The sequence below is a fragment of the Gilliamella sp. B2772 genome (assembly GCF_026536985.1).
Lineage (GTDB): Bacteria > Pseudomonadota > Gammaproteobacteria > Enterobacterales > Orbaceae > Gilliamella > Gilliamella apicola_E.
In genome coordinates this window covers 325,293-347,459 of the sequence record NZ_JAFNNB010000001.1, presented here as the reverse complement: position 1 = coordinate 347,459, position 22,167 = coordinate 325,293, and the positions used below count along the sequence as shown (strand labels likewise).

Sequence of the window (22,167 nt, the reverse complement as noted above, 5' to 3'; positions counted from 1 at the left end):
TAAATAAAGGATGCGTAAGATTAATTTATTTAAATAATTTTAAGTAGTCACCATAGCCTTGAGCTTCTAATTCTTCTTTTGGTATGAACTTTAGCGCTGCAGAGTTGATACAGTAGCGCAATCCCCCTAAAGCTGCAGGCCCATCATTAAATACATGACCAAGATGTGAATCAGCTTCTAATGAGCGGACTTCTATCCTACGCATTCCATGGCTGTTATCTTCTTTTTCAACAATTTGTTTAATCGGTTTAGAGAAACTTGGCCAACCACAGCCTGAATCAAACTTATCTAGTGAGGTAAACAGTGGTTCACCAGAGACGATATCAACGTAGATCCCATCGCGGTGGTTAGCGTTATATTGATTATCAAATGGAGGTTCTGTACCATTTTGCTGCGTAACATGATATTGCATTGGTGTTAGTGCTGATATAGCTTTATCTTTCATTGATTTGTTCATGTTGTATCTGCCTCACGTTATAAATGTGATATAAATAAACGTTTAAATTTGTGTTAATCATTGCTACTTAACATTGATTGCAATACTTTATCTTTAACCCAAAAATAGTGGTACAACGCACCTAATACATGAAATATAACTAAAATAGCTAGTACATAAGAACTAATCAAATGTAATGAATGAAACATTTGGTGATATGGCATATCAATAGCAGGGATCGATATTAAACCAAATATATTAAGGTCCCTTCCACTCATTAAATACCCCGATAATGGCGTAATTAGCAGTAAAAGGTAGATCACTCCTTGAGTGGATTTTGACAAAATTCGTTGCAGTTTTTTGTCTTTCGGTAAGACATCAGGCACACCTTGACTGCGGATCACCATAATTCGCCATATTGTTAATAGCAAAACAAGCACTCCAAAGGATTTATGTAATAAATAGACTATTGCCATTCCACCCAATATATGTGACATTGTCACTTTAATTAAAAGGAGCATTGTTACCATTATGACAAGTAAAGCCGATGTCCAATGAATCCATTTTTGTTTACTGCTATATTGCGGGTACTTTTGCATATTTACTCACTTTTGGTTGTTGACTTATCTTGCCAGTTATCTGCAATAAAATTAGCTCGTCCAGATAATTGATAATAACGGTTATAATGTTCTGGCTGTTTTTTATAGTAATCTTGATGATACTCTTCGGCGGGATAAAATATTGTTGCCGGTTCTATAGCGACATCAATCGGATGATTAAATCGTTTGCTTTCTTCAAGCGCTTGTTTAGATGCGATCGCTTGCTGTTGTTGTAATTTGTTATGATAAAATATTACTGGACGATAAGAATCGCCACGATCGGCAAATTGTCCTTGCGAATCTGTCGGGTCAATTTGTTGCCAAAAAATATCAAGTAATTTTTTATAGCTGATCATCGTTGGATCAAAGGTAATTTGCACCGCTTCTGTATGGCCTGTGTTGCCTTGGCAAACTTGTTGATAAGTTGGATTTTCCGTATGACCACCAGTGTAACCTGAGATCACATTAATAACGCCTTCATATTTGTCGAAAGGTTTTACCATACACCAGAAACATCCACCTGCAAATGTTGCTTGTTCATATTGTTGCATAAAAACCTCCAATTAACTTACATTAACAGAAACGATCTTTATAAAAAATACAACACTTACTTTGCTTTTTAAATGATGTGTTCATATTACTTGAAACTGGTCAAATAAGCACCATATTATTCATCTAATATAAATTTTTAGGAGGTGTAATTATGGCTAGTGGCTGGGCATCTGACGATGCCGTTAACCAACAGATCGAAAGTACAATCACAGATGCTATCGAAATCGCCAGACGCCAACTAAAACACGATAAACCCAGTGCCGAGTTTTGTGTTGAATGTGGCGATGCTATTGCAAAAGCCAGACAAATTGCTTTACCAGGTGTGCAATACTGTTTAGCTTGCCAACAAGAAATAGATAAGCAATTGGCAAAATCTGCAATATTATATAATCGACGTGGTAGTAAAGATAGCCAACTAAGATAACAAGCTCTTAATAAGGGGATTGAGTAAAACTCCTTCCCCTTTTATATTTTTCTTTCCTCAATTATTCTTTATTTTTTGAATTACGGACTTCATCATAAGGGTAAACTAATAATTTACCATCAAACCATTCTGCACAAAAAACTTGATCGATATCTTTATAACCTTGTTTTTTGATTTCGTTCTTAAGCCATGTTTCACTTTTATGAAGTTGTTCAAGGTTGTCTTGACTAATAGCCCCATTTTCAATTAGCAGCACTGCGATATCTTTATCTCCCTTCTTGATAATGGTTAAAGAGCCATTTAATTCGTACCACACTTGTTTTAATTCACTAAATGCACAAATTCCTTGAATATTAATTAGCGTTTCAAAATCTCTAACGGGTAAATTCGCTTTTTTAAAATTTTCAGAGATTAGATTACCATTTTTGACTAATTGGATAGGTTCACCATCAATAGCATCTCGAAGTTTTGAATTTTTAGATTTGATAAATCGTACTAAGATAAGAAGACCTGCCCAAATCGCCACAGCTCCAGCGGCTTCCCACGCAGAAACATTAGCATTAAGTAATGTTCCACCTACCAATGCACCAATAACCATGCTACCAACCTGATCCAGCTGTGACATCGGTGCGATTTGGCTTTTTCCTGATAATTTGACATAAATAAGTAAAATGATAAGTGCAATTAAAAATTTTGGTGCCATTTCAAGTAAATACATTCCTGCCTCCAAGTGTAGATCCAATCTAAACGACCATTGCTTAGCTATCTGGTCTAATCGGATAAATAAAAGATGTATTACGAATTAACTAAATTTTTATTTATTTGAAATCAATGACTACTTGTTTTTTAATAGAGATTAGAAAGTTTAATACGAGAGCTTTGTTATTCTACTCCAAAAAGGATTTTAAAAAAATGATACTTGCAATAGATGTTTACTATTTAAATGATAAGGCAAAAACTGTTGGCATTTTATTTGAGCAATTTACTGATGGTATCAATGAGATAAAATCTGTTATCAATGATTATCAATCGAATGTTCTGCCTTATCAATCAGGCCAATTTTATAAACGTGAATTACCTTGTATATTAGCATTATTGTCTCAGGTTGATCTCAATTCGATTGATGTGATTATAGTCGATGGTTATGTTCATTTGAATGGTGGTAATCTTGGTTTAGGTGGTCATCTTTATGAAGCACTGGATAAAAAGATACCTATTATCGGCGTTGCAAAAAAATCTTTTACCGATAATAAACAATATGCCATTGAAGTAATGCGTGGTAAAAGTAATAATCCAATCTATATAACATCATTAGGAATGTTACTTAAAGAGGCGGCAGATCATATTCAATCAATGGCCGGCAAATATCGCATACCAGATTTACTGACCTATTTGGATCAACAAACTAAGTTGTTTAAATTCGAATAATACAATAAAAATGGTTAAACTGGTTTATGTTATTAATTCACCAAAATACTATTGATATAGATTTTAATATAGTCTTCATATTAGTCATTTAATATTAATAATTTGAACCAAAGAGTTTATATATTGACTATCTTTCGTTTATCTTTTTTTAACTTAAGTTGTTTATTAAAACGCTAGAATTTTTAAGCCAAACTTTTATGTAATATATTTAAGATGTTTCTTAGATCTTTTACATCTAGCTGCCCTGGTGCAGATGCATTTTTTGCTGCACCAAAAGTGAGGTCTGACCCAAAAGTTTCACCTGCAATTCGGCTAATCGCACCTGTTCCAGCCATTGCCATAGTAATTAGTGGTTTACGTGCATATTTGTCTTTCATTTCAGCTGTTGCAGCAAGTAAGTTAATTACATCTTCACGCGAACGTGGCATTACGGCAATTTTAGGAATATCTACACCAAGATCCTGCATTTTGCGTAATCTTGCTACAATTTCATCTTTTGGCGGAGTCTTATCAAAGTCATGATTGGAGGCTATCACTAAAACGTTATGCTGATGAGCTAACTGGACAATTTCTTCAACATATTTGTCACCAGTGAAAACTTCGATATCGACAAGATCAATTAAACCACTTTTTATCATCTGTTTATTAAGGTTGATATAAAATTCAATCGTAGCAGGATAAACTCCGCCTTCATTAGCGGTACGGAATGTAAATAAAATGGGTTTGTAGCCAATGATTGTTTGTAATTTATTTGCTGTTTGTTTTACTTTTTCAACATCATCAACTTTTTGAAAATGGTCTACTCTCCATTCAACCATATCAAAGTCAATTTTTGTCAAAAATTCAGCTTCATTAACTAATTCTTCTTCTGTTTTTCCTACAATTGGAACAATAATTTTAGGCGCTCCAACACCAATATCTAAACCTTTAACTGTAATTTTTGACATCACTTCACCAATTTATCTTTTCTACTCTCTTAATTTAAATTACTGAGAGTATAGTCTATATTTATAAATAATTTTAATAAGTTAACTAAAATTTTTTAGTCATTAAAGCCCATTTTTTCTTTAACATAATCAATTGGAGCTTCTTTTCCTGTCCAAATTTTAATTTGTGCATGACCTTGCCATAACATCATACCGATACCGTTTAACGTTTTACAACCTTGCGATTCGGCTATTTCTAATAATTTTGTTTTACGTGGACTGTAAATACAATCGGTTACGACGAGATCTTTTCTTAGCATAGTTGGATCGGTAATTAAGCTTTTTCCTTCTGACGGCTTCATACCAATACCAGTAGCATTGCATAATACTGCACTTTCAGCAATTTCCTGACGTAATTTTGAGTGATCAGCTAAATCATAAACTACTGCTTCACAGTCAGTTTTAGCATTTATTCGGTTGACTATTTCTACAATTTTGTCAAAGCATTCATCTTTTTGATTAAAAATTGAAATCTTTTTAACGCCATCTAATGCGGCTTGTACGGCAATAGCACTTGCAGCACCGCCTCCACCAAGTAATGTCAACTTTTTACCTATAACATCAACACCCGCCTCTTTTAATGAACGCATATATCCTATTCCATCAGTATTATATCCGGTTAATACTCCATCATCATTTGAAATGGTATTACAGGCTCCAATAAGCTCTACTGCTGGTGTTAATTTATCTAAGTATTGGCACACAAGTTGTTTATTCGGCATTGAAACAGCACTACCGCGTAAACCTAATGCACGTAAGCCTTTTATAGCATCAGGTAATTTTTCTTGCGTCACTTCAAAAGCTAAATAGACATAGGGAATATCTAATTTAGAGTAAATTATATTTTGCATTTTTGGTGATAAGCTGTGCCGAATTGGATATGCCATTAATCCAATTAATAAAAAGTGTCCATCAATATTAGCTCTCATGCTTCTCTCCAATTATTAATGATTAAAATTCAGCGAGTTTTTTAAGTAATCTTTTCGTATCTTATAGATACATTTTTGCTCGTTCAATTGGAGAATGACTCAATAAAAATTCATCATCACTACGCTAAATTGAAATTGGCATTTCATGTAAAGATTTTAGTAATGTTATTACCTCAATACCACCTCGCTCGGTGATAATTGATAATTCTTGCTTAATAAAGTAACTCCTAACTGTTATTAAGCTTTTCTCAAATTATATAATCGCATTTGATAATTCTTAGATGTTTTTTCAAACCTAGGATTAATACTAAAAACACCAACATTAAGCCATAAAAAACACGAAAATCAGCGATAAATACTTTCCAGTATTATTTTGATGTTTAAGATAACTTTCTAAAAATTTTAGGCTTACTAATTTACCATTTTTTTACTTTAAATTACTTATCATCGTAAAGCACCTTATCGTGATAAGGTGCTTTTTTAGTATTGCTGAAAGTCATTAAATTTTATTCATATCAATAACTTTTTTGAAACGTGAATAAACAATTAATCCTAATATTACACTTGATAATGCAACAACTAGATCGACTAAAATAGCATAGCTAACATTGATTAATGCTAACTTAGGGACTATTAGTGGAATGACAATAAATGATAAACCACTGAAAGTATACATTGTTCCAACTGCAAACCCTTTACGATCAGGAAATAGCTGCTGCATAACAACTAAGGTGAGTTGTAATATACCTCCTGCTGCTGTTAATCCCATTCCTATTGCCACAATTAAACTCATTGTAGGATTAAGATTAAATAAAAACATTAATAAAGTTAATGCAGAAAGTAACGGCAATATAATAATGCAATAAATTGGTTTTATGAATTTTTTTACAATATAGGCTGTTGTAAACACAGAAATTATTGATGCAGTACTATAATAACTGATCAATTGTTTAGAAGCGATTGGTTCCATTCCTATACCTTTCTCTGCAATCGCAGGTAGCCATTGTAAAATGATGACAAAGGTTGCAGTGGTGGTGAAGCCCATAATTATTAATAAAATACCTTCAAAGAAAATATTCGGTTTACCAATGAAATAGTCACTATGGCCTTCATTGCCACAAATAACTGTATTTTTGGAAGGAAATTTTCTTGGCGCTAAAAGTAAAAAATTAATAATGATAAAAGTAACAAAACCGATGAAAGCATAGCCATACCATAAATCATAAGCATGAAAGAATGTAACAATGAATGGTAAGACTAACGTTCCTATTGAAATAAATGCTTTAATTAAAACACTTGCAGTACCTGCCGAACGAGGAAAGCATTCGGTTAAAGCAGGCATGGAGCCGGTATCTAAAAATGAGTTTCCAGCACCAATAAACATAGCCAAACAAAATGCAACATGTATATTGTGACAAAAGAGAGTCCCAACGAAAAAGATAATATAACAAGACATGCCCATAAGGATAAATGGTTTGCGTCCAAATTTATCAGATAGTATTCCTCCAATAAACATTAATAATATTTTTCCATATCCTATTCCTGATGCAACGTAACCAATACCTATAACATCATCAGTTTTTAATTGTGCAGAAATTTCGACAGAAAATTGCATAATTACTATTAAAGCGATACTTTGAATAATGTAATTAGCATAGATAGAACCAGCTATCGAATATGAGCTGTGATTACTCATTAGTTAATACTCCAATACAAATTTAAAAATCTTATAAAATTAACTGGCTCAATATTAGCGGTAAAAGTATCTGAATAAAAGGAAAAATAATCTTTGAAATAGTTTTATTAATTAATTATTGTTAATTTAGATAAATTTTTTAAATAATCATCTCAGAATTGGAAAATGGAGGAGCATTTTTTAAAAGATTATAAAAAATTGAATATTTCTAGCTATGAAAAAAATCTAGATAGTTTATTTGTAATACGAATTGAGTAATGAATTTCAATGATAAATTTGATTGAGCATAATGATTGAAAAAAAATTGGAGCGGGAAACGAGGTTCGAACTCGCGACCTCAACCTTGGCAAGGTTGCGCTCTACCAACTGAGCTATTCCCGCTTACAAAAAAAAGTGTTTTTAATGGTGCCCGGGGCGAGACTTGAACTCGCACGGCCAAAAAGGCCGAGGGATTTTAAATCCCTTGTGTCTACCGATTTCACCACCCGGGCTCAAAACTTATTACCGAAAGGTAACTGCGTTTTGGATGCTGTGCATTTTACCTATCTTAAAATTTACGTCAATAAAAAAATTAAAATAATTGTCTAACTGCTCAATGTTTGTCACATTTAAGGAAATTTTAATCAATTCCCTTAAAATTTGGATTTAATATAAATAAAAATTTTGGCTAATATTTTGTTACTAATTAGACGCTGAAAGATGATCCACAACCACAGGTTGTAGTTGCGTTTGGGTTATCAACAACAAAACGAGAACCCTGCAATCCTTCAATATAGTCTATAGTGCCTCCAACAAGATATTGTAAACTCATAGGGTCAATAATAAGTGAGACACCATTTTTTTCGATCGCCAGATCATCTTCATTTACTTTTTCATCAAATGTGAAACCATACTGGAATCCACTACAACCACCACCAGTGATATAGACTCTTAATTTAAGATTTGGATTTTCTTCCTCCGTTACTAAAGTTTTTACCTTGTTTGCAGCAGCATCAGTAAAATTAATGGGTAACGCATCGCTCATTTTATTCTCCTACTTTAAGTACTCATATATTATATACTCTTGAAAAAATAAAATACAAAATGAAAACATCAATTAGTTAAATTTGTAATAGCTTGCTTGAATTTAAGTTAATTTTATGAATAAATACGACAACAATTACTATAAAGAAGACCATAATTATGCTTAAAACATTTAAATCTGAAATACTTTACCGCGAAGCAATGGCTTTTATGCCAGGTGGTGTTAATTCACCTGTACGTGCTTTTAATGGAGTTGGTGGTACGCCATTATTTATAGAGAAAGCTAATGGTGCTTATATTTATGATGTTGATGAAAAAGCTTATATTGATTATGTCGGATCTTGGGGACCTATGATTTTAGGTCATAATGACCCTGATGTTGCCAATGCAGTTATTAACGCTGTTCGTAATGGTTTGAGTTATGGTGCGCCAACCGAAATCGAAACAAAAATGGCTAACCTAGTTACACAATTGATTCCATCAATAGAAATGTTACGTATGGTGAATTCAGGCACTGAGGCAACTATGAGTGCAATTCGCCTTGCACGAGGCTATACAGGACGTGACAAAATAATCAAATTTGAAGGTTGTTACCATGGACATGCTGACTATTTGCTTGTTAAAGCCGGTTCTGGTGCGCTCACTTTTGGACACCCTACTTCACCGGGTGTGCCTGAGGATTTTGTTAAGCATACATTAGTTTGTGATTATAACGATTTAGAATCAGTAAAAAAACAATTTGAGCAATATCCTAATGAAATTGCTGCAATTATTATTGAACCTGTGGCAGGCAATATGAATTGTGTCCCAGCTAAAAAATCGTTCTTACAAGGATTAAGAAGCTTGTGTGATACTTACGGGGCTTTATTAATTATTGATGAGGTGATGACTGGGTTTAGGGTTGCACTTGGCGGAGCTCAAGAATATTATGATTTAGTTCCTGATTTGACTTGCTTAGGTAAGATTATAGGTGGCGGTATGCCTGTAGGTGCTTTTGGCGGGCGTGCTGAAATTATGCAACAATTAGCACCAACTGGACCAATTTATCAAGCAGGAACACTTTCAGGGAATCCTGTTGCTATGGCAGCGGGTTATGCCACGTTGACAAAGTTAATGGATGTTGGTATTTATTCAGAGTTAGAAGAAAAAACTGCCTCACTAGTTAATGGCCTATATGCAGAAGCAAAACGATATAATATTCCGTTTGTGGTTAATCATGCAGGAGGAATGTTTGGATTTTTCTTTACAAATGCTCTAGAAGTGAGCAGTTATAAGGATGTAATGAATTGTGATGTTGAATTATTCAAGAAATTCTATCATCATATGCTCGCCGAAGGGGTTTACTTTGCGCCTTCAGCTTTCGAAGCAGGTTTCATGTCACTTATGCACACAGATAAAGAAATCGATCATACGATTGATGCAGCAAGTCGTTTTTTTAAAAAAATAAGTTAATTTGATAAAATATAGTAAATTATACCCATAGCGATTAAAATTTTAACTATTAACATAGGTAATAAATTTATGGTTAATCCTTTAAAAGAAGGTGAAAAAGCACCTCAATTTTCTCTGCCTGATCAGGATGGTGAGCTAATTAGTTCAAAAGATTTCAAAGGTCAGCGTATTTTGCTCTATTTCTATCCGAAAGCGATGACTCCTGGTTGTACAGTACAAGCTTGCAATTTACGAGACAGTGCTGACGATTTTAAGAAATATAATGTAGTTGTTATTGGTATTAGTACGGATAAACCTGAAAAGCTATCGCGTTTTGTTGATAAAGAATTGTTGAATTTTACTCTACTTTCAGATGAGGATCATAAAACCTCTGAAGCGTTTGGTGTTTGGGGCGAAAAAGAGTTTATGGGAAAAACTTATGACGGTATCCATCGTATAAGCTTTTTGATTGGTAAAGATGGTAAGATCGAGAAAGTCTTTGATGACTTCAAAACGACCAACCATCACACTGTGGTTTTAGATTATCTTAAGAACCATAGTTAACACTTCTAATTAAAGCAGATTATATTTTCATTAATCTGCTTTTTTTTCATTTTTAATATTATTAATTTCTTCAAGATTTGGCCAAGCATTTATAATCGCTTTAACTAAAGTTGCTAACGGTATAGCAAAAAATACGCCCCAAAATCCCCATAACCCGCCAAAAATGATAACAGCTACAATAATCACTAAAGGATGCAAGTTAAGTTTTTCAGAGAAAAGATAAGGAACCAATAAATTGCCATCAAGAGCCTGAATAAGGATATAAAAGAACATTAAATATCCAAATTGTGCAGTAACCCCCCATTGGAAAAGTGCAATTAGGACAATAGGGATACTTGAAATAATAATACCAATGTAAGGAATAAGTACTGAAACACCAACTAACACTGCTAACAATAATCCATAATCTAAACCAAAATACCAAAATGGAATATAGACACAGGCAGTTAAAATAATGATGTGTAAAACATTACCGACTATGTAATTAGATATTTGTTGATCCATCTCTGTAGCTACTTTGTTTAATATTGTTCGATTTTTTGGTAATATTTTCGAACAATATCCCCATATCTTAGATTTATCTTTCAATAAGAAAAACATAATAATCGGAACTAATACCGCATTTATAGCAACAGAGACTAAGCTAAACAGTGAGCTAATTGAAAACTGGAGCAATGAGTTACCTGTTTGCATAACTTTATTAGTTATACCTTGGAGTATTGAGTCAAATAGACCAACATCGATAAGCTCCGGATAATGTTCGGGCAATGATGTGATGAATTTATTTACAAAATTCAACATATTTGGGATATTTGTTATTAAACTAACACCTTGTTGCCAAATCAATGGTAACAAAATCATAATTCCGGTTAAGCCGACAAACATAAATACAAATAGTACAATAACAACAGCTAATGTGTGAGGAACTCTCTTTTGTTGTAAATACTTAACCGGTCTATCTAGTAGATAAGATAAAACAATAGCAATCAAAATAGGCAGTAAAATCTTATTGAAAAAATAGATGATAAAAAATAAAACAATGATAACAATCATTAACGAAACCACATGAGGATCGCTAAAGCGTTTTTTGTACCATTCAATAAACAATTTTAACATCTATAACTCCTTTTTGTAGTTTATTAATCTAACCTATTTTTTGAAACCACCCAAGATTCCTCGAGTAATTTGTCTTCCAATTTGATTTACCATCTGTCTGGTCGCACTTTTAGCAACACTTTGAACGATACCGTCATGCTGTCCACCTTTTGGGCCGGTTCTACCAAAAATAAGTGAACTTAAAAAGTCCATTATACCACCATGTTCCTCTTTATCAGATGAATTCTGATTGGAATCAGTTTCTATTGAATTTTGACTATTTTCAGTATCTATACTAAAACCCTGTTTAAGTTTTTCGTAGGCTGATTCGCGATCGATGGTTTTTGAATATTTATCATAAAAGCGAGATTTTTGAATAATCGTCAACTGTTTTTCTATATCCATAGGTCCCATTTTTGATTCTGGCGCTATTATCATTCCTCGTTGAACAATATTAGGGCGCCCCTTTTCATCTAGAAATGAAATTAAAGCCTCTCCTACACCAAGCTCCATAATAGCTTTTTCAGTGTTAAAATTTGGGTTAGCTCGCATGGTTTGGGCTGCAACTTTGACTGCTTTTTGATCTTTAGGTGTAAATGCTCGTAAAGCGTGCTGCACTCGATTCCCCAATTGACCAAGGATAGTTTCAGGAATATCGGTTGGGCTTTGTGTAGCAAAATAAATCCCCACTCCTTTAGAGCGAATAAGGCGAACAACTTGTTCGATTTTTTCTAATAATGCGGGAGAAATATCATTAAAAAGTAAATGTGCTTCGTCAAAGAAAAATACAAGTTTTGGTTTATCTAGGTCACCTACTTCTGGTAAATGCTCGAACAGTTCTGATAATAACCAAAGTAAAAATACTGAATATAATTTTGGTGAATTATATAATTTACTGGCAGATAAAATATTAATAACACCACGACCATCAACATTAGTTTGCATTAAATCATGTATATCAAACATCGGCTCACCTAGAAAGAATTCAGCACCTTGCTGTTCTAAAGTAAGAAATCCACGTTGAATAGCACCAATAGTTGATAAACTTATATTGCCATATTGGGTAGTAAATTTTTTAGCGTTATCACCAATAAATTGGATGAATGTTCTTAAATCCTTAAAGTCTAGTAATAATAATCCATTATCATCGGCAATTTTAAAAACTAATTGTAGAACGCCAGATTGAATGTCATTGAGATTTAATAATCGACCTAATAATATAGGACCTATATCGGAAACTGTACTGCGAACGGGAATACCATTTTCACCAAATACATCCCATATTTCTAAAGGAGAAGAATTAGGAAGCCAATCTTTTACACCAATACTTTCTAGCCGTGCTTTTAATTTTTCAGATAATAGGCCATTTTCCCCTAAACCGGTCAAATCACCTTTTACATCAGCAAGAAACACGGGTACACCAATCTGCGAGAATTTTTCCGCCATCTTTTGTAGGGTTACGGTTTTACCTGTACCTGTTGCACCAGTAATTAAACCATGGCGATTAGCCAACGATGCAAGGATGTATAAATCATTACCTTCACTTTTTGCAATAACGATCTTTTCATTCATAGACATCTCCCATTCAAAAATTGCTATTAAAACAATTGAGAATATTGTAAGCTGAATTATTGTTAACTGCTATTATTTTAATTAATCTTATAAGGAGGCTGTATGTTTCCAGAATACCGTGATTTAATCTCTAAACTAAAAAACTCAGATTTACATTTCCAAAAATTATTTGATGAGCACAATGAGCTCGATCAAAAAATTAAAAATATCGAGTCTGGTATTGCAATTGATACTTCGGAAACGATTGAAAGTCTAAAAAAACTGAAGCTAAAATTAAAAGATGAACTTTACGAAATTTTGAAAAAAGCTTCTAAATAACTCATCAAATATAAGCTTATAAAGCTTTATTGTGTTATAAAACCCCAAGCTGTGGGGTTTAATTTTATAGCAATTTTTTGCAAATCATTTATAGAAAGTTATTTATTAACTTTCTCTTGTTCTTTTTTCAGTTTGCGATGTTTGATTAGTGTAATTAAATTTTTGTGTGGGGTTTTCATTTTTTACTCCTCTTATTGTTATTTATAGGCTCCTTAAAAACATTTCTAAAAAGCTCGATTATTTATACAAATATTATTATCAATTATATTTATCAAATGTGTACTCATCAATACTATAACACACTAGTTCAATATTTATACTTCTTTAGTTAATGATGTAAGCAACATCGTCACTTACATCAATTTTGTTATTTTAGAACCATTGTCCAAAGCGTTTTATGTAAATCCTTTTCATTATTTGAGCAACCACACAGTAACTTAATAATGTTGCAACTAACCATGGAAAATAGGACCATGGTAATGGTTGAAGACCAATTAGGCTACCTATTGGTGAAAAAGGAATATAAATACCCACCGCCATAATTAGCATAGTCATTACTATTACTGGGAATGCCGCGGTACTTTGTATAAATGGTATTTTCTGAGTCCTTAGCATATGTACAACTAAAGTTTGTGATAACAATCCTTCGATAAACCAACCTGAGTGAAACAATGATTCAGCTGCAACACTATTAGCACCAAAAACAAACCACATCAATGCATATGTTGTTATGTCAAAAATAGAGGATGTTGGTCCAATCCAGATCATAAAACGTCCAATATTTTGTGCATCCCATTTACGAGGTTTTTGTAAAAACTCTTCATCCATCTTATCCCAAGGTAATGATAATTGTGAGATATCATATAATAAGTTTTGGATAAGCAAATGAATCGCAAGCATTGGTAAAAATGGTAGAAATGCACTCGCCACTAATACAGAGAAGATGTTACCAAAGTTAGAACTTGCGGTCATATTTAGGTATTTCATAATATTACCGAAAGTTTCGCGTCCGCAAATTACACCTTCTTCTAATACAAGTAAGCTTTTTTCAAGCAAAATGATATCAGCTGATTCTTTAGCGATATCAGTAGCGGTGTCCACTGAAATACCAACATCTGCATCTCTCAACGCTGGCGCATCATTAATCCCATCACCTAAAAATCCAACAGTATGACCATTACTTTGTAACAATCTAATGATTCGAGATTTTTGTAATGGGGTCAACTTAGCGAAAATAGTGCGTTGCTCAATTTGCTCTTTTAACTCAGCGTCACTCATTTTTTCAATGTCGTTACCAAGTAAAGGTATACCCGGTTCTAAGCCAACTTCTCGGCATACTTTAATCGTGATGATTTCATTGTCACCAGTTAGAACTTTAACGCCAACGCCATGTTCATTCAATGCAGAAATAGCTTCATAAGCACTCTCTTTAGGTGGATCTAAGAAAGTCAAAAAACCACGAATAGCTAATGATTTTTCATCTTGGACACTATATTGAGCTTTAGTTTGTGATGCTGAAATATCTTTTACACCTACTGCTAACACTCTAAATCCATCTTTATTATAATTGTGTGCAAGTTCAATCAATGCTTGTTTACGATTTTCGTCTAACGGTAAATACTCGCCGTTTTCATAAACAAAATCTGAAATAGATAGCATTTCTTCAACTGCGCCTTTACAGATCATTAAGTGATTTTCATCATTGCCTTGTACAACAACCGATAAACGACGGCGAACAAAATCAAACGGTAATTCATCAATTTTTTTATAAAGACCAACACCCACTTTTTTAACACTGGTTTTTTCTTCAGCAAAACGAATGATCGCTTTATCCATCAAGTTTTTCATTCCACTTTGATAGTAACTATTGAGCCAGGCCAGTTGTAAAACAAATGGATCAATCTGCCCATTAATGTCTAAGTGATGTTCTAAAATGATTTTATCTTGTGTTAAAGTACCTGTTTTATCAGTACATAAAATGTCCATCGCGCCAAAGTTTTGAATAGCATTCAAACGTTTTACCACAACTTTTCGTTTTGCCATGCCAACAGCACCTTTAGCTAGATTTGCACTAACAATCATCGGTAACATTTCAGGCGTCAAACCAACAGCAACAGCTAATGCAAATAATGTTGCTTCCCCCCAATCGCCTTTGGTAAATCCATTTATTAGTAATACAATCGGAACCATCACTAACATAAAGCGAATTAGTAACCAACTTACGCTATTTACACCGCGATCAAATGAGGTTTCGGCTCTTGAACCCACTATTGATTTTGCTAATGAACCAAAATGTGTATCAGCACCTGTTGCAACAACAATAGCTTTAGCTGTTCCACTCACTACATTGGTGCCCATAAAACAAATATTGTTTACATCAAGTACATTGTCCTTATCAATTTTTGAAGAATCTATCTCTTCTGTCGTTTTTTGCGATACCGCACCTAAGGTGTCATATTTTTCAACTGGAATTGATTCACCGGTTAACACCGCTTGACTCACAAATAAATCTCGCGATTCGATTAAACGAATATCGGCAGGAATCATGTCCCCAGCTGATAAAAACACAATATCTCCAGGAACGATATCGCTTAAAGGAACTTCAATATGCTCAGTTGGCATATTTTTATTACGACGACGTAGAACTGTGGCTGTAGTTCGGATCATTGACTTTAATGCTTCAGCAGCTTTATTTGAACGAAACTCCTGCCAAAAACGCAATAATCCACTAAGTGTTACCATGGTTAAAATGATAATAATTCCAGTTAGATCTGTCTCTTCACCGTTTTGTAATGGCAACCAGTAATCAGTAAAAAAACTTACCAGTGCTAATATTAATAGTACAAATATAAATGGGTTCTTAAAAGCTAAAAGTAACTGGACAAAAGCTGATGGCACTTTTTCTCGAGCCACTTCATTTTTACCATACTGTTCCAATCGAGATTTTACATTTTCTTGAGTTAAACCCGAAAGACTTGATTGAAATTTAGACAAAATGCTATCTAAGCTATTCTGAGCTTCTTCAAGTGCTTTTATGTTTAAAGTATTATCTGTCTTTACTTGAGATGTTTTTTTAATCATAGTTTGTACCTATCTATTTTTCAGGCAAAAGGAACCCGCTCTTAGTTAACGTTAAACTAGGAGTTATTAAGTTCTTATCGACTAAAATTTAAACGTAAAGCAATAACTAACCATTGCAGTTAAGGCTTAACATGAAATAAAAATATTAAAAATAATATTAATTAAAAGTTAGATACAACTAGGTGGCTCTAAATGCTTATCTGTCAGATATAACACTCGCAAAAGTGCTTTATGAGCACAAAGGTATTTTGAATTTGTGTGATAGCGTGTAGAAAACTGCATATCGTTCACCGTTACCGTTTTTATCAATTTCGGCTTGTGAACTGAAAAAATAACTATTTAGACAGGTTCATTAACCGATAATGATGTGTTTGAATTTATCTCCCCATAGTTTGGGGTGACCCGATTGACTGTCCATATTTCTCCTGTAAATTGAACTCATCACTTTGTATTTCAACTTTTCTTAAACCTCATTTTTAACCATCTCTTATCGTTAAAAAAGTAAGAAAAGCTCAAAGGCGAGCACTTTATACGCTTTTGCATTCAAGAAGTCAACCGATTACTTGTAATAAAGTTGCAATTGATTAAAAACACCACTACTAGGATGATGAAATGTAGAATTAATACCCGTTTTACATAATATCAGTTACAATTAACCAATTGTTAACAACACTGGTTAAATTGGATGGATATTACTCAATTGTTGCAAGATAATTGGTTTAATTTATTTATTATCTTCGCTCTATCAATTATTGGCTTTATTTATAAAAGAAACACACCTAATAATTACTTTGACAATATTATTAGATATACAGATATATTAGAAAAAGTACCTCAACCTAGTTATCAAAAAGATTATTTAAACAATATCAAGAAAAAACTGATTTGGGAAAAAGTTTGTTTTTATAAACCAGGCAATATTAACAAAGAAAGAATTGCTATTTCTGTTGTTAATGCAGATATTCATAATGTTATTGAATTGAGTCAATTAAATCAATTAACTCAATATTTCGGTATTGAAAAAAACCGTATTACATTTCTTAGACCTTTTTTAATTAAAGACGTGATTTTAACTGCTGCTGTTAGTCTGTTTACCTTTTTTATGGTTATATATAATCTCCATACTATTTTCAAATCAGAATGGATTATTAATGTCATTATTTCTGTATTGACGATTTTTGTTCTAATAATCATTATTGCGCAATTTGCTAAAGGACCATTAAAAAGATTAAATAGTTACCGCATCATTTTAAAGGATAAACAATTTTTAATTAGAGCAAATAAAGTATTTGCTAAAATCCTCGATGAAAATAGACCAATTGAGACAATCTCAAGAGAAATTGACAAAAAAGAGTCTACGGATTTAGAAGAATAATTATTATTTAGATTTTATTATTAGACAGGACAATAAATAATAAAAAAACTATTTATTGTCCTTTTGGTAATAGAAATTTATGATTGAATTTTCAATCTTGAATTTTTTAACTGTTCAACTAATGTAAGCAAAGACGAATTTAATTGATACATAAATTGTTGATAACTGAATTCTTTTTTACTAATTTCTTCAAGCTGCAACTCCCAATGTGCAGTCATATCTGGCATTGAAACACTTTCCGGTAATGATAAAATCAAGTTTTGGCCTACCTTCGTTGAACGAATTGATTTACCTTGACGCGTTAAAAATTGACGTTTAAATAAAAGCTCAATAATACCAGCTCTTGTTGCCTCAGTACCTAATCCATCAGTTTCGCGTAATATTTTTTTTATCTCAGGATCTTTAACAAATCTAGCTATACCTGTCATTGCAGAAAGTAAAGTCGCATCCGTAAATGGTCTTGAAGGTTGAGTTTCTTTACTGAGTAATTCGGTATCAATACATAGGACTGATTCGCCTTTTTTAACTAATTTAGTTAATAAACCATTATTCTCACTATTATCGGTATCGTTCTCTGCTTGATAATTTTTACTTCTAAACAGTACTTTCCAGCCTTCGTCCAACATTTGATTGGCTTTAGAGATAAATTTACCACCATTGATATCAACATCAATCTGTAACTCAGCATATTTATAAGCTGGATAAAATTGTGCTAAGTATTGTGTAGCAATCACTTGATAGACGGCTAACTCATTACTAGATAAACTTTCGGCTCTCACTTTACGCAATGTTGGAATAATAGCGTGGTGAGCCTCAACTTTTTTATCATTCCAAGCTTTAGAACGTAAAGTGAAATCAGCATTATTAATTGCAAGTTGTAACGCAGAACAATTGTTTTCAATCGCAGATTTTACACCATTAATTTGTGTTAAGTGTTCTTCAGGCAAAAAACGGCAATCTGAACGAGGATAGGTAATTAATTTATGTTTTTCATATAATGATTGGCAAATATCAAGCACATCTTGTGCACTTAGACCATTTCGTTTTGCCATTTCAATTTGCAAAGCCGATAAATTAAATGGCATAGGTGGTGCAAGTTCTTTCTTTTTATTACTTACTTTATCAATAGTACCTGTCTGATCTTTAATTCGTTGACAAACGTTTTCTGCTAAACCTTTAACTAAAACCCTGCCCTCTTCATCTTGATAAGGTTCACATGCCTCGCTTGGTTGCCATTTGGCCTTGAAAGTTTCGTTATCCTTGGTTTGTAATATGGCATAAACTTCATAAAATGGTTTAGGAACAAATTGCGCTATCTCTAAATCTCGTCTAACCACTAATCCTAAAATCGGTGTTTGTACGCGCCCAATAGAAAGTACACCACGATAACCGCTTCGTTGCCCCACAAGAGTACAAACACGACTCATATTCATCCCATATAACCAATCAGCTCTTGCTCTTGCTAAAGCAGAAGTAGATAATGGGATAAAATCTTGATTACTACGTAATTGCTCTAGTGATTTTTCAACAGCGCTAGCATTCAAATCGCTGATTAAACAACGTTGAATAGTTTTACGCTTTTCTGGTGGTAACTGGCAAAAGTTAAGTACTTCATCAACTAACAATTGCCCTTCTCTATCAGGATCACCCGCATGTACAATTTGTTCAGCTGATTTAATTAATTCAACTAAGGTGTTAAATTGTTTTTCGGTACTATTTTTGGGTATCAATATCCATTTTGCAGGAACAATGGGTAGATCGTCTAAAACCCATTTTTTATAGCGTTCATCATATATTTCAGGTGTTGCTTGTTCTAATAAGTGCCCAATACACCAGCTAACAATATCACCATTACTGGCTTTGATAAATCCATTTCCCTTTTGGTGGGGTTTTGGCAAAACATCAGCAATAGCTCTAGCTAAGCTCGGTTTTTCGGCAATAAATAGACGATAAGGTTCTTTAGATTGCATAATAATTAGTGTTAATCATAAATTCCAAACGACATAAGCATTATAGGGTTGATTTAAAATATAACCCAACTCAGTAGCAAGCTTTAAAGAGGGCTTGTTGTGAGCATCCCAGTTAGGTGTTATTTGACGATCTAGGCAAGCTAAAATTAACTTTGCCGAACTAATCAATGCAAGTCCTTTTCGTCTTTCCTCAACTATTGTATCGACTTCAATGTCGATACTATTATTATATGCTAAATAAGATGATGCACCAGAAACAATAACATTATCTTTTAAAATAATAAATCCCAATCCTGATTTTTCAAAATCCAAGTATGAGTTAAAGTTTTTACACAAGTCTTTAGCCCATTCAAGATTGAGAATTTGCTGATAATAATTTTCATCAATAGCTTTTAATTGATAGTTTTTAGGTAATTTTGAGATAATTAATTGTAGTCTCTGAATATCAAATTCTGTAGGAGTATAAAAACTATAACGTGTAATTTTTTCATAATTGTTGCGATATATATTTTCAATTAAATTTTGCCAGGTTTTATCAATAGGGATAAGAATTGCATAATCATCACTATATACTTTTGGAATATAGTGAAGCATTTCCTGATTCGGTTGACCTGCTAAAAAAAAGAAGCAACCAATATTAATTATTACTGATGTAGGCCGCAATAAATCATCAGCATATGCAAAACCGATCTTTCCTTCCCAATAAGCTTGGATGATTGTTTGAGTTGTACTTTGAAATAATGATTCAATATTTTTTTTATTAATAATTTTATCAAAGTACATCAATATATTTCCTTTTTCATATTTAAGCTTAATTTTTTACCACCATTTTTTTAGCTTAAGCCATACCACTGAAATTATACTGATCAGAATTAATAGTAATATTAACCCAATAAATGACCACTCTTTTTCATTGAACGGAATGCCAGCCAAATTAACACCAAGCAAACTAGTGATAAAAGTAATTGGTGTAAAAATGATGGTAAACAAGGACATTAAATAAATACGTTTATTCGTCGATTCGGCCAAAATGCTATTAATTTGTTCCATAACGGAACCAATTCTAATCAAACAACTATCAATTTCAGAGACATAGTGATTTTGTTGGCTAGAAATGTCATGCAATCGCTGGCGATCATTGTCATCAATCCAAGATATTCTTTCAGTCGAAATTTTGACAAATATATCGCGCTGTGGGGAAAGTAAACGACGTAATATAAAAAGTTGTTTACGAACTCTTCCAATCTCCTTGTGAGAGAAAATCCGTTGATTTAATAATAGATCTTCCAATTTGATGATTTTATTGTGAACCCCATCAAAAGATAAATTAACTTGATCACAAATTAATTCAGAAAGTTGAATTAACCAATCAGCAACATCAACTGGGCCAATACCTTTTTCTAAATTTTCTTTTAATTTGATGATGGCATCAATTTTTTGGTGCCTAGTCGATATTATAAAATTATCAGTTATATAAAATCGGAAAGTGACTATAGGATCAGGTAGCTCATTAGGTGTAAAATTGACACCTTTAAGTACGACTAAAATGCCTGTATCAAAGCGAATTTCTTTAGGAAACTGATTGGGTTTAATCAATTCATTTTTGACAAGATCTGGAATTAAATTTGTTTGGTTAATCCAATTGATTGTTTCGCTTTTAGCAAAATCAAGATGTATCCAATAAGGTTGTGAAATTGAAGCTTCACTTTTATCATTTAAAGGGTTGGCTTTACCCTTCCCATCCAATTGACAACTAAAGACAGGGTGTGCTGCAAGTAGATCTGAAACCAGAATAGAATTATTACTATTTTCGTTAATCATCATCAGCCCCAATTGTTAAGTTTGCTTAATTATATACTCATTTTGAACGAAAATGGAGCGGATGATATTAGATTTATCCTTTAGGGATTTAAATAGATTTGAGGTATTGATGAATGTTTAGGGTGATTATAAACACCTAATTCAACACCATACCATCGATTGATATTTTCAACAGTTAATACTTCAGATGGTACGCCTTGTTCTACAATTTTTCCTTGGTTAACAAGAATAATTTTATCAGCATACAAAGCAGCTAAATTGAGATCATGTAAGATGCAACATACAGCCAATTTCTGTTTAATAGCTAACTGCTTTAATAATCTTAAAGTATGTTGTTGATGATAAAGATCAAGTGCAGAGGTAGGTTCATCTAAAAATAATAATTTTTCATTAGATTGCGGTTGCCACAATTGAGCTAAGACTCTAGCTAATTGAACTCTTTGCTGTTCTCCACCGGATAAACCTCTATAATCTCGGTCAGCAAATTGTAAACAATCAGTTTGTACCATCACTTCGTGAATTGATTCATCAAAATGTATTTTGCCATAAGGAGCTCGTCCCATTGCTATTACTTCTTTTACTTTAAAAGGAAAAGTAAGTTGGCTTTGTTGAAGCATAACTGTTCTTATTTTTGCTAATTGTTTTTGTGGCCACTGTGATAATGGTTTATCTAATAGATAACATTCACCAGATAATGGTTTTTGATAACCTGTTAGTAAACGCAATAAAGTGGACTTACCTGCGCCATTAGGACCAATGATAATTACAATTTCGCCTGAATTTATTGATAAAGATACATCATTAATTATCATTCGACGACCATAACCAAATGTTAAATTTTTAGCGGTTAACACAATAAAGCTCCAT

At 32.9% G+C, this 22,167-nt stretch carries 21 protein-coding genes and 2 tRNA genes; 6 read left to right on the top strand and 17 right to left on the bottom strand.

Annotated features, from left to right (window positions below):
* Nucleotides 1-25: 25 nt before the first annotated feature.
* Genes msrB through msrA form a run of 3 tightly spaced genes read right to left on the bottom strand, consistent with a single transcriptional unit; the run spans nucleotide 26 to nucleotide 1,586 of the window.
* Complete coding sequence (msrB, locus tag J3T98_RS01580) at nucleotides 26-457, bottom strand: peptide-methionine (R)-S-oxide reductase MsrB (protein ID WP_267338552.1); 432 nt, start codon at nucleotides 455-457, stop codon at nucleotides 26-28.
* A gap of 53 nt (nucleotides 458-510) precedes the next feature.
* On the bottom strand, nucleotides 511-1,035 hold the full coding sequence (locus J3T98_RS01575; RefSeq protein WP_267332022.1) for a cytochrome b: 525 nt from the start codon (nucleotides 1,033-1,035) through the stop codon (nucleotides 511-513).
* A gap of 2 nt (nucleotides 1,036-1,037) precedes the next feature.
* A complete protein-coding gene (gene msrA / locus J3T98_RS01570; protein ID WP_220226141.1) occupies nucleotides 1,038-1,586 on the bottom strand; it encodes a peptide-methionine (S)-S-oxide reductase MsrA in 549 nt (182 codons plus the stop codon).
* 152 nt (nucleotides 1,587-1,738) lie between these two features.
* On the opposite strand from msrA, the gene J3T98_RS01565 reads away from it, so the two are divergent.
* On the top strand, nucleotides 1,739-2,011 hold the full coding sequence (locus J3T98_RS01565) for a DksA/TraR family C4-type zinc finger protein (protein WP_220226142.1): 273 nt from the start codon (nucleotides 1,739-1,741) through the stop codon (nucleotides 2,009-2,011).
* A gap of 61 nt (nucleotides 2,012-2,072) precedes the next feature.
* On the opposite strand, the gene J3T98_RS01560 is transcribed toward J3T98_RS01565, so the two are convergent.
* Complete coding sequence (locus tag J3T98_RS01560; RefSeq protein WP_267361962.1) at nucleotides 2,073-2,729, bottom strand: DUF421 domain-containing protein; 657 nt, start codon at nucleotides 2,727-2,729, stop codon at nucleotides 2,073-2,075.
* Nucleotides 2,730-2,923: 194 nt separating this feature from the next.
* Here J3T98_RS01560 and J3T98_RS01555 point away from each other — a divergent pair, with 194 nt between their 5' ends.
* Nucleotides 2,924-3,439: an endonuclease V gene (locus tag J3T98_RS01555; RefSeq protein ID WP_267336912.1), complete on the top strand. Its 516-nt coding sequence runs from the start codon at nucleotides 2,924-2,926 to the stop codon at nucleotides 3,437-3,439.
* 182 nt (nucleotides 3,440-3,621) lie between these two features.
* Here the strand turns inward: J3T98_RS01555 and aroD are convergent, their stop codons facing one another.
* The 6 genes from aroD to erpA all read right to left on the bottom strand — a co-directional run bounded on the left by aroD (nucleotide 3,622) and on the right by erpA (nucleotide 8,074).
* Nucleotides 3,622-4,386, bottom strand: a complete 765-nt coding sequence (gene aroD / locus J3T98_RS01550; protein WP_267330280.1) for a type I 3-dehydroquinate dehydratase — start codon at nucleotides 4,384-4,386, stop codon at nucleotides 3,622-3,624.
* Between the two features lie 95 nt (nucleotides 4,387-4,481).
* Entirely contained in the window at nucleotides 4,482-5,354 is an 873-nt protein-coding gene (locus J3T98_RS01545) for a shikimate dehydrogenase (RefSeq protein ID WP_220226146.1), read from the bottom strand.
* Nucleotides 5,355-5,853: 499 nt separating this feature from the next.
* Nucleotides 5,854-7,050 carry an MFS transporter gene (locus tag J3T98_RS01540; RefSeq protein WP_065562494.1) on the bottom strand — a complete coding sequence of 399 codons (1,197 nt, stop codon included), beginning with the start codon at nucleotides 7,048-7,050 and terminating at the stop codon, nucleotides 5,854-5,856.
* A gap of 305 nt (nucleotides 7,051-7,355) precedes the next feature.
* A tRNA-Gly gene (locus tag J3T98_RS01535) sits at nucleotides 7,356-7,431 on the bottom strand.
* Between the two features lie 22 nt (nucleotides 7,432-7,453).
* Nucleotides 7,454-7,541: transfer RNA gene (locus J3T98_RS01530), tRNA-Leu, on the bottom strand.
* A 194-nt stretch (nucleotides 7,542-7,735) separates the two neighbouring features.
* Nucleotides 7,736-8,074: an iron-sulfur cluster insertion protein ErpA gene (gene erpA / locus J3T98_RS01525; RefSeq protein WP_065734199.1), complete on the bottom strand. Its 339-nt coding sequence runs from the start codon at nucleotides 8,072-8,074 to the stop codon at nucleotides 7,736-7,738.
* A 158-nt stretch (nucleotides 8,075-8,232) separates the two neighbouring features.
* Here erpA and hemL point away from each other — a divergent pair, with 158 nt between their 5' ends.
* Together hemL and bcp are read left to right on the top strand one after the other, a co-directional pair.
* The gene (gene hemL / locus J3T98_RS01520; RefSeq protein WP_267361961.1) at nucleotides 8,233-9,525 is read left to right on the top strand and encodes a glutamate-1-semialdehyde 2,1-aminomutase; all 1,293 of its coding nucleotides are present in this window, start codon (nucleotides 8,233-8,235) and stop codon (nucleotides 9,523-9,525) included.
* 69 nt (nucleotides 9,526-9,594) lie between these two features.
* Nucleotides 9,595-10,068 (top strand): thioredoxin-dependent thiol peroxidase, encoded by a 474-nt coding sequence (bcp, locus tag J3T98_RS01515; RefSeq protein WP_065562491.1) that lies wholly within the window; start codon nucleotides 9,595-9,597, stop codon nucleotides 10,066-10,068.
* Between the two features lie 30 nt (nucleotides 10,069-10,098).
* Here the strand turns inward: bcp and J3T98_RS01510 are convergent, their stop codons facing one another.
* Both J3T98_RS01510 and J3T98_RS01505 read right to left on the bottom strand, forming a co-directional pair.
* Nucleotides 10,099-11,184, bottom strand: a complete 1,086-nt coding sequence (locus tag J3T98_RS01510; protein WP_267332025.1) for an AI-2E family transporter — start codon at nucleotides 11,182-11,184, stop codon at nucleotides 10,099-10,101.
* Nucleotides 11,185-11,217: 33 nt separating this feature from the next.
* Nucleotides 11,218-12,735, bottom strand: a complete 1,518-nt coding sequence (locus tag J3T98_RS01505) for a helicase HerA-like C-terminal domain-containing protein (protein ID WP_267361960.1) — start codon at nucleotides 12,733-12,735, stop codon at nucleotides 11,218-11,220.
* A gap of 102 nt (nucleotides 12,736-12,837) precedes the next feature.
* On the opposite strand from J3T98_RS01505, the gene J3T98_RS01500 reads away from it, so the two are divergent.
* The gene (locus J3T98_RS01500) at nucleotides 12,838-13,053 is read left to right on the top strand and encodes a YdcH family protein (protein ID WP_065562488.1); all 216 of its coding nucleotides are present in this window, start codon (nucleotides 12,838-12,840) and stop codon (nucleotides 13,051-13,053) included.
* Nucleotides 13,054-13,425: 372 nt separating this feature from the next.
* Here the strand turns inward: J3T98_RS01500 and mgtA are convergent, their stop codons facing one another.
* Nucleotides 13,426-16,134 (bottom strand): magnesium-translocating P-type ATPase, encoded by a 2,709-nt coding sequence (mgtA, locus tag J3T98_RS01495; protein ID WP_267361959.1) that lies wholly within the window; start codon nucleotides 16,132-16,134, stop codon nucleotides 13,426-13,428.
* A 685-nt stretch (nucleotides 16,135-16,819) separates the two neighbouring features.
* On the opposite strand from mgtA, the gene J3T98_RS01490 reads away from it, so the two are divergent.
* Nucleotides 16,820-17,509, top strand: a complete 690-nt coding sequence (locus J3T98_RS01490; RefSeq protein WP_220226151.1) for a hypothetical protein — start codon at nucleotides 16,820-16,822, stop codon at nucleotides 17,507-17,509.
* A gap of 77 nt (nucleotides 17,510-17,586) precedes the next feature.
* Here J3T98_RS01490 and J3T98_RS01485 read toward each other — a convergent pair whose 3' ends face one another.
* From J3T98_RS01485 to J3T98_RS01470, 4 genes are all read right to left on the bottom strand, one after another.
* Complete coding sequence (locus J3T98_RS01485) at nucleotides 17,587-19,479, bottom strand: DNA topoisomerase III (protein WP_267361958.1); 1,893 nt, start codon at nucleotides 19,477-19,479, stop codon at nucleotides 17,587-17,589.
* Nucleotides 19,480-19,494: 15 nt separating this feature from the next.
* A complete protein-coding gene (locus J3T98_RS01480) occupies nucleotides 19,495-20,262 on the bottom strand; it encodes a GNAT family N-acetyltransferase (protein WP_267361957.1) in 768 nt (255 codons plus the stop codon).
* A gap of 36 nt (nucleotides 20,263-20,298) precedes the next feature.
* Complete coding sequence (gene zntB / locus J3T98_RS01475; RefSeq protein ID WP_267361956.1) at nucleotides 20,299-21,300, bottom strand: zinc transporter ZntB; 1,002 nt, start codon at nucleotides 21,298-21,300, stop codon at nucleotides 20,299-20,301.
* A gap of 80 nt (nucleotides 21,301-21,380) precedes the next feature.
* Nucleotides 21,381-22,157 (bottom strand): heme ABC transporter ATP-binding protein, encoded by a 777-nt coding sequence (locus J3T98_RS01470; RefSeq protein WP_416379931.1) that lies wholly within the window; start codon nucleotides 22,155-22,157, stop codon nucleotides 21,381-21,383.
* Nucleotides 22,158-22,167: the final 10 nt, after the last annotated feature.